We start from the raw sequence: 13,409 nt of genomic DNA on the forward strand, positions 1-13,409 counted from the left end.
GATTGAATAAAGTTTGTTTTTTTAGAGAGGAGCAATTATAGTAACAGTCATGGAATCGCTGATTCCAGCGATAATGTAAGCCTAAGCGGATTGTCTGGTCTGCTTAAGTTATTTCTTCACAATAGAAAAGGAATACAGCAATGAAAAAATCTCTGATTGCTCTGACTTTGGCAGCTCTGCCTGTTGCAGCTATGGCTGATGTGACTCTGTACGGTCAAATCAAAGCCGGCGTTGAAATTTCTAAAGTAAAAGAAGGTAAGACTACTTCTAAAACTGCTACTGAGATTGCTGACTACGGCTCTCGCATCGGTTTCAAAGGCCACGAACACTTGGGTAGCAACCTGAATGCTATCTGGCAAGTTGAACAAAGAACTTCTATCGCCGGTGGTGACTCTGGTTTCGCTAACCGTGAATCTTTCTTGGGTTTGGAAGGCGGTTTCGGTAAAGTTCGTGCCGGTAACTTGAATACTGCTCTGAACGACAGCAGTGACAGCTTTGACCCTTGGGAATCTAGTGTGGCTAACGAAGACGCTCTGCAATTGGGTAAAATCAAACGTGTAGATTCTCGTAAAGTATCTGTACGTTACGATACCCCTGTATTTGGTGGTTTCAGCGCAAGCGTACAATACCAACCTCGCGACAATGCTAACCCTGCCGACAAAGGTGTACATGCCGTAAAAAGTCGTGAATCTTACGACTTGGGTCTGAACTACGAAAACTCTGGCTTCTTCGGTCGCTATGCTGGTTCTTATGCTAAACGTGCTGACTTGACTGATGATTACTTGGAAGTATTCAACCACAATAAAACTTTGGCTGCTGGTACTTACAAAGATCACCAAGCTCACCGTCTGACTGCTGGTTACGATGCTAACAACCTGATGGTTGCTGTTGTAGGTCAATACGAAGGCTTCAAAGCTGACGTAGTTGGTGCTAAGAAAAATGAACGTACTGAAGTTGGTGCAACTGCTGCTTACCGCTTCGGTAACGTAACTCCTCGTGTTTCTTACGCTCACGGCTTCAAAGCTAAAGAAAACGGCGTGAAACAAGAGAACAGCGCTTACAACCAAGTTATCGTTGGTGCTGACTACGACTTCTCTAAACGTACTTCTGCCCTGTTGTCTGCCGGCTGGTTGAAAGAAGGCAAAGGCGACAACAAATACGAGAAAACTGCTGGTACTGTTGGCCTGCGTCACAAATTCTAATCTGACTTAAGATTAGTCTGAAAAAGAGCCTGTTTTATACAGGCTCTTTTTGTTTGTGTGGAAAATATATTTTGTTTTGAAAGAATGGAAGGTTAAAGTTTTTAGATTATTTTCAGACGGCCTATTGAAATTAAAATCGAATCTTTGTATTCTGCTTTAATATATGCTAAATAGAATTTTGGGAATTGTTTTGAGTATTATTATAAATAAATTAATAATATAATAAGATTTGTTGAATCGGGTTGATTTCACTGTGTTTCATGTCTGCTAAAGATGGGATTGTTTAATATAGTTCTAAAGTATTATTAGCATGTAGAATTTGGTTTTAAGATTTGTAAACTTGATTTTAATCAAATTATTGCTGATGGATGATTCATATAATATCAGTGTTTAGAGTATCGATATATCGGGAATAGCCATGTCCTGTCTTGAAATGAAGTGCTTAAGTGGCATTTGGAAACGAATCCTTGTGCTGTTTGCTGTATTTTCTATGATGATAGTAAGCCTGCCTGCTTACGCGGAGCGCTTGCCTGATTTCTTGGCAAAAGTTCAGCCGTCTGAAATTTTCCCCGGTGCTGATCGCTACGGTAAGCCTGAAGGTAAGCCCTTGGTTGCTCGCGTGTACAAGGGCGAAGAGCAGCTTGGCTTGGTTTATATCACAACTGACGTGGTCAATACGCGCGGTTATTCGAGCAAACCGATCGATACGATGGTTGCTTTGGCCAATGATGGCACTATTGCCGGCGCAAAATTGGTTGAACACCATGAGCCGATTATGCTGATCGGTATCCCGCAATCCCGTGTCGATAAATTCATCGACAAATATATCGGCTTAAATTTTATTAAAAATCCGCCTCAACCTGGTGTGGCTCCTGGTGATATCATCAGTGGTGCGACTGTAACGTTAATGGTGATTAACGACAGTATTCAGCGTTCTGTCAAATCGGTTATTCATCAATATCATTTGGGTACTGATAAAGCGACTCAAGCCGGTGCTGTTGCCGCTTCTGGTGAACAAGCTGCAAATGAGCCTGCGGTTCAAACCCGTCCCCGTCGTGCTGTGAATCCTGATAAACAAGACATTCAGTCTTGGAATGCGCTTTTGGAACAAAAAGCCGTCGGCCATCTGCATATTTCTATCGACGAAATCAATAAACTGTTTGAGAAAAGCGGTAAAGCAGGTGTGGCAGATCATGCGGAGCAGGGCGATAGTAATGATACATTTATTGATCTGTATGTTGCCTTGGTTAGCCAACCTTCCATCGGTAAAAGCCTTTTAGGTGAAGCCGGTTGGAACAACCTGCAAAAACGTTTGAAACCTGGCCAAGAAGCCGTGATGGTGGCCGGCGAGGGTCGCTATTCTTGGAAAGGTTCGGGTTATGTCCGCGGTGGTATCTTTGACCGTATTGAAATGATTCAAGGCGATACCAGCTTCCGCTTTACCGATGCGCAACATGAACGTGTAGTTGCTTTATCCGCAGAAGGTGCGCCTGCATTTAAAGAAGTTTCTTGGTTCACTATTCCCGAAGGTGTGGAATTTGATGGTGCTGAACCATGGCGTTTGCAATTGATGATTCAACGCGTATTGAGCGTAAATGATAAGGCATTTGTAACTGCCGATTTGGATTATGAATTGCCAAAAGGCTACTACGTTGACGATCCTAAAGCACCGCCGGTTGAAATTAGTGCACCGGTTGAGCCGGTGGCTGCGGCAGCCTCTGTTCCAGAAGAAAGTACAGGTATTGCAGAAGATGCAACGGCTGAGGAAGGCGTATCCAACCAACTTTGGAAACAGGTTTGGAAAGCCAAACAAGGTCAAATCGTGGTTGTCGGTATTGCTTTGACAATTCTTCTGTTGGTATTCCTGTTCCAAGATTGGATTGTCCGTTACGAAAAATGGTATGACCGATTCCGTCTCTGTTTCCTGACCTTTACGCTGTTTTATATCGGCTGGTATGCTCAGGCACAATTATCGGTAGTGAATACTTTGACGTTGTTCTCAGCTGTTTTGACTGAGTTCCACTGGGAATTCTTCCTGATGGATCCGCTGGTATTCATTCTGTGGCTCTTTACAGCGGCGACCATGCTGTTGTGGAACCGCGGTACATTCTGTGGATGGCTGTGTCCTTTCGGTGCATTGCAAGAGTTAACCAACCGTATCGCTAAAAAATTGGGTATGAAACAAATTACAGTGCCACACTTGTTGCATACCCGTCTGAGTGCGATTAAATATGTAATTTTCTTCGCTTTGCTGGCAATTTCCCTGTACGATTTGGGTACGGCTGAAAAATTTGCTGAAATTGAGCCTTTCAAAACTGCAATTATTTTGAAATTCATGCGTGAATGGTGGTTTGTTCTGTTCGCCGCCGCTTTGCTGATTGCAGGCTTGTTCATCGAACGTTTCTTCTGCCGTTATCTGTGTCCTTTGGGTGCAGGTATTGCATTGCCGGGCCGCTTCCGTGTGTTTGATTGGCTGCGCCGTTATAAAATGTGCGGTAACCCATGCCAGATTTGTACACACGAATGCCCAGTACAGGCAATCGCACCTGAAGGCGACATTCATCCGAACGAATGTATCCAATGTCTGCATTGTCAGGTAATGTATCATCACGATACGCGTTGTCCTCAAGTAGTGGCAACGAATAAGAAAAAACAAAAACAAGCGGCGGCAAAAGCTGAACAGCATGATGCGGCAGCGACGCAAAATGCCCAAGAACAAGTTGTCCAGTTTGTTAAAAAAGAATCGGCAATCAGTGTCGACAAGTAGTAATTTATCAATAAAAAAAGAGGGCTGTATCGGCAGCCCGACTTAGAAAATTTTTCATCGGCAGGCCGTCTGAAAAATCGGCCGCCGGATTTTATCCAAGGAGTGTCGTATGTCAGACGAAAAATTAGAACAAAACGGCTTAAGCCGTCGTTCATTCTTAGGTACTGCCGCTGCTTCCGGTGCAGGTATTGCCGGTGCCGGTTTGTTGGGCTTGGCCGGTTGCTCTAACGGCGAGGGTGATAAAGCCGCTGCTTCCGGTGCTGCACCTGCCGAAAAAGCCGCTGCTCATTCTGCCGAACCGGGCAAACAAACTTCCGAAGTCGGTCCAGGCGAGCTTGACCAATACTACGGTTTCTTGTCAGGCGGTCAATCAGGCGAAATGCGCTTGATCGGCGTACCTTCTATGCGTGAGTTGATGCGTATCCCTGTATTCAATATGGACAGCGCTACCGGTTGGGGTCGTACCAACGAGAGCCTGCGTATTTTGAATGAAAAAATTACACCGGAAACCCGTAAATTCCTGCAAGACAGCGGTCTGCGCTGCTACCCTAACGGTGACTTGCACCACCCGCACTTGTCTTTTACCGATCAAACTTACGACGGCCGCTATGCATATGCCAACGATAAAGCAAACAACCGCGTTTGCCGTATCCGCTTGGATGTGATGAAAACCGATAAAATCGTTGAAATTCCAAACGTTTCAGGTGTTCACGGTCTGCGTCCTCAACGCTATCCGAAAACTGGCTACGTATTTGCCAACGGTGAGCATATCGTTCCTGTTGATGGCGTAGGCAAATGGGATGATCCTAAAACTTGGAATGCCGTTTATACTGCAGTTAACGGCGAAACCATGGACATCGCATGGCAAGTATTGGTAGACGGTAACTTGGATAATGGCGATGCCGACTACCAAGGTAAATACTCTTTCTCTACCTGCTATAACTCTGAGCGCGCTCTGACTGTACAAGGTGCATCTTCTAACGAACAAGACTGGTGTGTGGTATTTAACCTGGCCGCCATCGAAGAAGGCATCAAAAAAGGCGACTTCAAAGAAGTTAACGGCGTGAAAATGTTGGACGGTCGTGCGGAAGCCAACTCTCCATACACTCGTTACATCCCGGTTCCTAACTCTCCTCACGGCTGTAATGCAAGCCCTGACGGCAAATACATCATGCTCAACGGTAAACTGTCTCCAACCGTTACCGTATTGGATGTCAGCAAACTGGATGACTTGTTTGCAGGTAAAATCAAAGAGCGCGATGTTGTCGTAGCCGAGCCTCAACTGGGTCTTGGCCCATTACACACTGCATTTGACGGTCGCGGCAATGCCTATACTACATTGTTTATCGACAGCCAAATGGTGAAATGGAACATCGACGATGCGATTAAAGCCTATAAAGGCGAGAAAATCGATCCGATCAAACAAAAACTCGACGTTCACTATCAACCGGGCCACAACCACACTACCATGGGCGAAACCAAAGAAGCCGACGGTAAATGGTTGGTATCTTTGAACAAGTTCTCTAAAGACCGCTTCTTGAATGCCGGTCCTTTGAAACCTGAGTGTGACCAATTGATCGACATCTCCGGCGACGAAATGCGTCTGGTGCATGACAATCCGACTTTTGCCGAACCACACGACTTGTGCTTGGTTGCTGCGTCTAAAGTGAACCCAAGCAAAACTTGGGACCGCAAAGACCCATGGTTCTGGCAAGAAGCTTTGGAACAAGCTCAAAAAGACGGTGTTGAGCTGGAAAAAGCTGCCAAAGTCGTACGTGAAGGCAACAAAGTACGCGTGTACATGACTGCCGTTGCGCCTGCTTACAGCGTTCCTCAATTTGAAGTGAACCAAGGCGACGAAGTTACCGTATATGTAACCAACGTTGAGACCATTGAAGACTTGACTCACGGCTTTACTTTGGAAGGTTATGGCATTGCTATGGAGATTGGCCCGCAAGCTACATCTTCTGTAACCTTCAAAGCTGTCCGTCCAGGCGTACACTGGTACTACTGCCAATGGTTCTGCCACGCATTGCACATGGAAATGTCTGGCCAAATGATTGTTAAACCAAAATAATTTCGGTTTGATGATTTAATTCTTCAGGCCGTCTGAAAAAACATTCTTTCAGACGGCCTTTATAGCAAAGTTGTTTGTCGGCCGATATGGCCACAAAATGAAAGCCATCATCAGGCAGCTTTGCTATAACACCAAAATACCTGTTTCCGCATCGGTTTATCATGCGGCAAGCAGGCCGTCTGAAACAGAGATATGATTATGACGCACACACAAATCCATCGTTCCAAATGGCAACGTGCCGCACTCGTATTGCTGCTTGGCAGCATGGTTCAGACGGCCTTTGCCGCAGTCATCAACGTATCCGCACAAGACAATCTCAATGATGCTTTGGCGCGCGCCCAAGCCGGCGATACGCTCAAGCTTGCCTCCGGTACATACAAAACCAAACTCTATATCGACAAACCCATTACCATCGAAGGCCCTGCCGATCGTTCCGCCAAGATTGTCGGCGACCGGAGCGGGAGGACGGTTGCCGTTCATGCGCCTGATGTAACTTTGCGCAATCTGACCGTTTCCCATTCCGGCATGAGTTTGCCGGCAATGGATGCCGGTATCTATTTAGAAGAGACGGCAACGCGCGCGCTGGTGGAGCATAACAACATCATCGACAATTCCGTCGGCGTGTATATTCACGGTGCGGCAGAATCCATGGTGCGGGAAAATAAAATCATCGGCGATGCAACCCTGCGCGTCAACGAACGCGGCAACGGCGTAACCGTCTGGAATGCGCCCGGTGCGCAAGTGGTCGATAACGATATTTCCAAAGGCCGTGACGGTATTTTTTCAAATACCAGTACTCATAATACCTACAAAGGCAACCGTTTTAGCGACTTGCGCTTTGCCGTCCATTATATGTACACCAATGACAGCGAAGTCAGCAACAATATCTCCGTCGGCAACAATATGGGTTATGTGCTGATGTTTTCCGAACGCCTGAAAGTGTATGGCAACATTGCCGTTGGCAGTCGCGACCAAGGCATTATGCTCAACTACGTCAATTATTCTGAAATTCACGATAATGTGATCAATAAGGCAGGCAAATGCGTGTTTGCCTACAATGCCAACTACGATAAAATCTTTGCCAATCATTTCGAGAACTGCCAAATCGGTATCCACTTCACCGCAGCCATCGAAGGCACAACCCTGTACGAAAATTCATTTATTAACAACGAAAGCCAGGTTAAATATGTCAGCACCCGCTTCCTCGATTGGGGCGAGGGTGGTCGCGGCAACTATTGGAGCGATAACAGTGCCTTTGACCTTGACGGCGACGGCTTCGGCGACAGTGCCTACCGTCCCAACGGGATTATCGACCAAATCATCTGGCGCGCACCCGTCGCCCGGTTATTGATGAACAGCCCTGCCATCAGCATTGTCAAATGGGCGCAATCGCAATTTCCCGCCATCCTGCCTGGTGGCGTAATTGATAGCAAGCCTTTGATGAACCCTGTCCGTAATAAAACGACAACCAAATACGAAGCCATGAAGGACGAATTGCTGCATGAAGCAAAAACGCACCAATCCGAATGGGGTAATGCCGAAAACGGTGCGCTGACAGGCGGAAATGCCAATATGTAACCTTTCAGACGGCCTAATATCAAAGGCCGTCTGAAACATTCACTAGAGGAATATCCATGAGCAGTACCAACCACGTTGAATTAAGAAACGTGACCAAGCAGTTTGGCAGCCAAAAGGCCGTCAACCAAGTCGATCTGGTTCTCAAGGCAGGCGAGAGCGTCGGCATGGCAGGACACAACGGTGCAGGCAAATCTACCATTATGAAGCTGATACTCGGCCTGATTACGCCGACCAAGGGCGAAGTGATGCTTTTGGGAGAGCCGACCGGCAGTAAAGCAGGCGCGCAGCGTCGCAGCCAAATCGGTTACCTGCCTGAAACGGTTGCATTGCACCCTTCATTGACCGGTATCGAAACCATGGATTTCTATGCCAAACTTAAAAAACAGCCCCTGAGTAAAAACCGTGAATTGCTCGAGCGTGTCGGCATTTCTCAAGCGGCACGCCGCCGTGTCGGCACTTACTCCAAAGGTATGCGCCAGCGTCTCGCTTTGGCACAGGCCTTGTTGGGTGAGCCTAAAGTCTTATTGTTTGACGAACCGACCACAGGCCTTGACCCGGCTTCACGCCAAATGTTTTACGAAGTCGTGCGCGAACTGAATGGACGCGGTGCGACCGTATTGCTCAGCACCCACGCACTGGCCGAGCTTGACGGCCACGCCGACCGCATCATCGTCATGAAAAACGGCGTGAAAGTTGCCGACGGCAGCATGGATGAGTTGCATGTTCAAAGCGGCCTGCCGCTGACCGTCAATGTCCGTTTGAAAGAAGCGCGTCCGTTGAGCGAGCGTTGGCAGCCGCTTTCAGACGGCCTGTCGTATAAAGCGCAATGTAAAGCCGAAGAGCGCATGGCTCTTTTGAGCGAATTGGGTGATTTGGGCAGTCTTGCCTATATCGATATCCACACGCCTACACTTGACGATATGTACGCGCAATTCTTGAAGAGGGAAGACGTATGAACCCCGTTTGGATTATTACCGGCAAAGAAGTCCGCGACAGCCTGCGCAACCGTTGGGTTCTTGCCGCCGCACTTTTGCTTGCCGCATTGGCACTGTCATTAGGCTTTCTCGGCAGCTCGCCTACCGGTTCGGTCAAGGTTGATCCCTTGACGGTAACTGTAGTCAGCCTGTCCAGCCTGTCTATCTTCTTGATTCCGCTGATTGCGATGTTGCTCTCTTATGATGCACTGATTGGCGAAATCGAGCGCGGTACAATGGCGTTGCTGCTAAGTTACCCCATCTCGCGCAACCAAATCCTTGCCGGTAAATTTATCGGCCACCTCATCATTCTTGCCCTTGCTACCACGGCAGGCTACGGATTGGCAGGTATTACCCTTCAGCTTGCCAACGGCGGTTTTGATATTGCCGCATGGCAGCCTTTCGCCCTCTTGATTGCTGCCAGCGTGATTCTTGGCGCAGCCTTTTTGTCCATGGGCTATTTGATCAGCGCAAAAGTTAAAGAACGCGGTACCGCCGCCGGTATCGCCATCGGCGTATGGTTGTTTTTTGTGGTGATTTTCGATATGGCGCTTTTGGGTGTTTTGGTTGCCGATACCGAACAAGTCATTACCGCGCCTGTAGTGGAAACCGTTCTTTTGTTCAACCCCGCAGACATTTATCGCCTGCTGAACCTGACGGGTTACGAAAATACAGCCATGTATGCCGGCATGGCGGGTTTGAGCGAACAAATCAGCCTGAGTATGCCTATTTTGCTGACGGCTCAGGTATTATGGGTTATCATTCCTTTGATTTTAGCCGCCTGGATTTTCGGAAAGCGACAAATATGAGAAAAATATTATTGACAACCTTCACACTCATCGCATTGGCAGCCTGCAGCAAGCAGGACAACAGCCCTCCGCCTGCGCCCCAACAAATCAGCGACAGCGCAGTCGGTCATTACTGCAGCATGAATTTGACCGAACACAACGGCCCTAAAGCGCAAATCTTCTTGAACGGCAAACCTGACAAACCGGTTTGGTTTTCCACCATAAAGCAGATGTTTGGCTACACCAAACTGCCCGAAGAGCCTAAAGGCATTCATGCCATCTATGTTACCGATATGGGTAAAGTCAAAGATTGGGAAAAACCCAATGCCGACACTGAATGGATAGATGCGAAAAAGGCCTATTACGTTATTGAAAGCAGCTTTATCGGCGGCATGGGTGCGGAAGATGCGCTTCCGTTTGCCGACAAGGCTCAGGCTGAAAAATTCGCCAAAGAAAAAGGCGGCAGAGTAGTCGGTTTTGCAGAGATGCCCGACGAATACATTTTCAAATAAAACAATCAATAAAAGGCCGTCTGAAACAGTTTCAGACGGCCTTTGTGTTGAAGGCTTGCCGATTGATATTTAATGATGCAGGCTTGCAATGTAAAAATAAAAAATCCAAGGAATACTCCATGTCTACTCCTTTAACGCGTCGCCGCTTCATTGCCATCACCGCCACACTTGCCGTCGGTGTCGGTATTCCTTTTGCCATCAGCCGCAAAACCAATCGACCGACTCATCCAACCAGCCCAAATCAAGAAGAGCAGCCAGTTATTTGGAGAGGCATTGCATTGGGTTCGGGCGCGGAGTTGCGTTTGTTCGGCGTTGAACGCAAGCAGGCAGAAATATTGGTCAACAAAGTATTGGCAGAAGTTTCACGGTTGGAAAAAATCTTCAGCCTGTATCGGGACGACAGCCTGATCAGCCGTTTAAACCGAGAAGGCCGTCTGAAAAATCCGCCATCCGATTTTTTGCAGCTGCTCAGTATCAGCCGAGATATCCATCAGCTGACGCAGGGTGCGTTTGATCCTAGCATTCAGCCATTGTGGAATCTGTATGCCGATCATTTCAGGCGAAACCCAAAAACCGAAACGCCGCCATCTGAACGCAGTATCAAAGACACGCTCAAATTAGTGGATTTCAACAAAGTCGATTTTGATACCAAAGAAATCCGTTTTGCCCAAAAAGGCATGGGCTTGTCGCTTAACGGCATTGCCCAAGGCTATATCACCGACAAAGTAGCTGAATTGTTGAAGCAGCAAGGCGTTTCTCAGGCATTGATTGATATGGGGGAGATTTACGGCTTTGATAATGCCAACCAGCGCGAGTGGAATGTCAGCATCCGCAATCCTGACCAAGAAGACCAAATCCTGACCACCATTGCTATGAAAAATCAAGCGTTTGCCACATCAGGCGGCTATGGCACGGTAATGGACGAGGCAGGCAAATTTACCCATCTTTTTGATCCGCGCACAGGCGGAAGCCAGCCGCGCTATAAAAGCATGAGCGTTATGGCGGAAAGTGCGGCAGTTGCCGATGCTTTTTCTACCGCATTTTCTATTATGGATGAAGCGGCTATCCGAGCAGCGGCCCAAGTTAAAAAGGCACAGGTTTGGCTGGTGATGCCGAATAATGAATTGAAGAAGATTTGAGATTGAGAAAAAGAATGGTTTTGTCAGTTGGTTTGAATATATGAATAAGGAAAAGTCTAAGATATTGAAATAATGAAATATAAAAAAAGAAGGGCTGCCCAAGGGGCAACCCTGAAACTCTTGCAGTTGGGAGTAATTAGCAAGAGATTACGACACTTAAAACAAAAATTCACTCATTTCAAAGCACGAAGCTTTAATATCTAAGCAAAACGGTATTTCGACCGCTCAAACCCCTTTGAAACGGAGAAACACAACATTATGGGAAAATCCGACAAAGTGGTTTAAAGCACTTTAGATGAACGGTCTAAAATGCAGATAACCGGTTGTCTTTAGATAAGCGGTATAATATCAGGATAAGCGGAACATTACCAGTGAATATTATAAAAAAGTAGAATAATTTATTTAGTGGTTGATTATATTGAATAAAAACATGGATTTTTATTGAATGTTTTTACAACAGTTGATTCGGTTTGATATAAGAAATTATGTAAGCGATTGTTATCAGTAAAAAATAATTTTGACTTTGTGAGTGATGATAGAAAAAGGCCGTCTGAATGTTCAGACGGCCTTTTTTCAAAAAGTTACTTATTTGGTTGCAGAAGCAGTAGAGGCGGCTTCGGCTTGAGCACCTGCTGCTGCGTTTTCACCCCATGCCGCAGGATATTTGTAACCGGCAAAGCGTTTTTGTGAGTAGGCTTTGAACTCGTCAGAGTTGTAGGCTTCGGTTACATCTTTCAGCCATTGGCTGTCTTTGTCGGCAGTGCGGACGGCAGACCAGTTAACGTAGGCAAAGCTTGGCTCTTGGAACAGGGCTTCGGTCAGTTTCATGCCGCTGCTCATGGCGTAGTTGCCGTTAACGATGGCAAAGTCAACGTCGGCACGGCTGCGCGGCAGTTGGGCGGCTTCAAGTTCTACGATTTGGATGTTTTTTGGATTTTCGGCAATATCGTTTTTAGAGGCAGTCAGCGGATCAACGTCGGCTTTCAGTTTAATCCAGCCTAATTCGTTCAACATAACCAATGCACGGGCAAAGTTAGATGGGTCGTTAGGTGCAGAAACGCTGACGCCGTCTTTCACTTCGTCCAAAGATTTCAGTTTGCCAGGGTACAGGCCCAAAGGTGCGGTCGGTACTTGGAAGGCCTCAACGATGTCCAGTTTGTGTTCTTTTTTGAAGTCGTCCAGATAAGGTTTGTGTTGGAAGATGTTGATGTCCAATTCGCCTTCAGCCAAAGCAAGGTTGGGGCGCACATAGTCGGTGAACTCGATCAGTTTGACTTTATAGCCTTTTTTCTCCAAAGCCGGTTGGATTTGGTCTTTTACCATATCGCCGAAGTCGCCGACGGTTGTACCGAAGACGATTTCTTTTTTCTCTGCACCGTTGTCGGCAGAAGAAGCGGCAGAAGCAGCAGGCGCGCTGTCTTTTTGACCGCCGCAGGAAGCCAGTACGATGGCGAGCGCAGCGGCTGAAAGAGTTTTGAAGAATGTGTTGATTTGCATATTTTGCTCCTGATGGATGATAAAACGGTTTCAGACGGCCTCAATCTGCCGCCGTTAAAAAAAGAGGGATTGTAAATCTATTTTGGAAATATGAGGACGTTTTTTGTAAATTTATTTGAAATATATGCCCTAAATAGATAACAGGCCGTCTGAAAAATAGTAAGTCCATTTCAGACGGCCTGTTTGCTTAACGCTTGTCCAGTTTGCGCGCCAATCTGTTGCCGATACCTTGAATCAGGATAACGAGTAAAACCAGGATGGCGACGATGAAAATGATGACTTCCATTTGATAGCGGTAGTAGCCGTAACGGATGGCAAGGTCGCCCAAGCCGCCGCCGCCAATCATACCTGCCGCCGCGCTGTACGACAGAAGGCCGATAGCCAGTACGGTAATGCTGGAAACCATACCTGCGCGCGCTTCATTCAAAAGCACTTTGCAGATGATGCTCATGGGGGAAGCACCCATTGCGGAGGCCGCTTCAATCACGCCTCTGGGTACTTCGCGCAGGTTTTGCTCGACCAGACGGGCGAAGTAGAACAGGCCGGATACGCTCAATACCAATGAGGCGGCCACCGGGCCGATGGTCGTGCCGATGATGGCGCGAGTAACAGGAATCATGGCAATCATCAGGATGACGAAAGGGAATGCGCGCATTAGGTTGACCAGGTTGTCCAAAAACAAATTCAGCTGTTTGTTGTAGTGCAACTGATGACTTGACGTCACAAACAGCAATACGCCCAAAATCGTACCGAAGATAACGGCGAAAGTAGTTGATAGGCCGACCATAATAAAGGTTTCACCCAAGGCTTGGATAATTTCGCCCTTCATGCTGACGATGGTCGCAACAGCACTTTCAAATGTTAAATCTGCCATA

Annotated in this window: 10 protein-coding genes; 8 read left to right on the top strand and 2 right to left on the bottom strand. The window is 47.1% G+C overall.

Annotation, left to right across the window (positions count from 1 at the left end):
• Positions 1-140 precede the first annotated feature (140 nt).
• From porB to ACTHS4_RS05725, 8 genes are all read left to right on the top strand, one after another.
• Positions 141-1,202: a trimeric porin PorB gene (gene porB, locus ACTHS4_RS05690; RefSeq protein ID WP_070826626.1), complete on the top strand. Its 1,062-nt coding sequence runs from the start codon at positions 141-143 to the stop codon at positions 1,200-1,202.
• Between the two features lie 490 nt (positions 1,203-1,692).
• The gene (locus ACTHS4_RS05695) at positions 1,693-3,969 is read left to right on the top strand and encodes a NosR/NirI family protein (protein ID WP_283122308.1); all 2,277 of its coding nucleotides are present in this window, start codon (positions 1,693-1,695) and stop codon (positions 3,967-3,969) included.
• Between the two features lie 109 nt (positions 3,970-4,078).
• A complete protein-coding gene (gene nosZ / locus ACTHS4_RS05700) occupies positions 4,079-6,046 on the top strand; it encodes a TAT-dependent nitrous-oxide reductase (protein ID WP_070826625.1) in 1,968 nt (655 codons plus the stop codon).
• 198 nt (positions 6,047-6,244) lie between these two features.
• The gene (locus ACTHS4_RS05705; RefSeq protein WP_371460289.1) at positions 6,245-7,624 is read left to right on the top strand and encodes a nitrous oxide reductase family maturation protein NosD; all 1,380 of its coding nucleotides are present in this window, start codon (positions 6,245-6,247) and stop codon (positions 7,622-7,624) included.
• 56 nt (positions 7,625-7,680) lie between these two features.
• The gene (locus ACTHS4_RS05710; RefSeq protein ID WP_070826624.1) at positions 7,681-8,580 is read left to right on the top strand and encodes an ABC transporter ATP-binding protein; all 900 of its coding nucleotides are present in this window, start codon (positions 7,681-7,683) and stop codon (positions 8,578-8,580) included.
• The gene (locus tag ACTHS4_RS05715) at positions 8,577-9,407 is read left to right on the top strand and encodes an ABC transporter permease (protein WP_004519673.1); all 831 of its coding nucleotides are present in this window, start codon (positions 8,577-8,579) and stop codon (positions 9,405-9,407) included. Before ACTHS4_RS05710 ends, ACTHS4_RS05715 begins: the two co-directional genes overlap by 4 nt.
• Positions 9,404-9,898, top strand: a complete 495-nt coding sequence (locus ACTHS4_RS05720) for a nitrous oxide reductase accessory protein NosL (RefSeq protein WP_004519674.1) — start codon at positions 9,404-9,406, stop codon at positions 9,896-9,898. Before ACTHS4_RS05715 ends, ACTHS4_RS05720 begins: the two co-directional genes overlap by 4 nt.
• Positions 9,899-10,017: 119 nt before the next feature.
• A complete protein-coding gene (locus ACTHS4_RS05725; RefSeq protein ID WP_070826623.1) occupies positions 10,018-11,037 on the top strand; it encodes an FAD:protein FMN transferase in 1,020 nt (339 codons plus the stop codon).
• A 585-nt stretch (positions 11,038-11,622) separates the two neighbouring features.
• On the opposite strand, the gene ACTHS4_RS05730 is transcribed toward ACTHS4_RS05725, so the two are convergent.
• Both ACTHS4_RS05730 and ACTHS4_RS05735 read right to left on the bottom strand, forming a co-directional pair.
• Positions 11,623-12,534 carry a MetQ/NlpA family ABC transporter substrate-binding protein gene (locus ACTHS4_RS05730; RefSeq protein WP_070826622.1) on the bottom strand — a complete coding sequence of 304 codons (912 nt, stop codon included), beginning with the start codon at positions 12,532-12,534 and terminating at the stop codon, positions 11,623-11,625.
• Positions 12,535-12,721: 187 nt separating this feature from the next.
• The gene (locus tag ACTHS4_RS05735) at positions 12,722-13,408 is read right to left on the bottom strand and encodes a methionine ABC transporter permease (RefSeq protein WP_004519678.1); all 687 of its coding nucleotides are present in this window, start codon (positions 13,406-13,408) and stop codon (positions 12,722-12,724) included.
• Position 13,409 lies beyond the last annotated feature (1 nt).

This window comes from Neisseria sp. P0014.S009, from assembly GCF_051958155.1.
Lineage (GTDB): Bacteria > Pseudomonadota > Gammaproteobacteria > Burkholderiales > Neisseriaceae > Neisseria > Neisseria flavescens_C.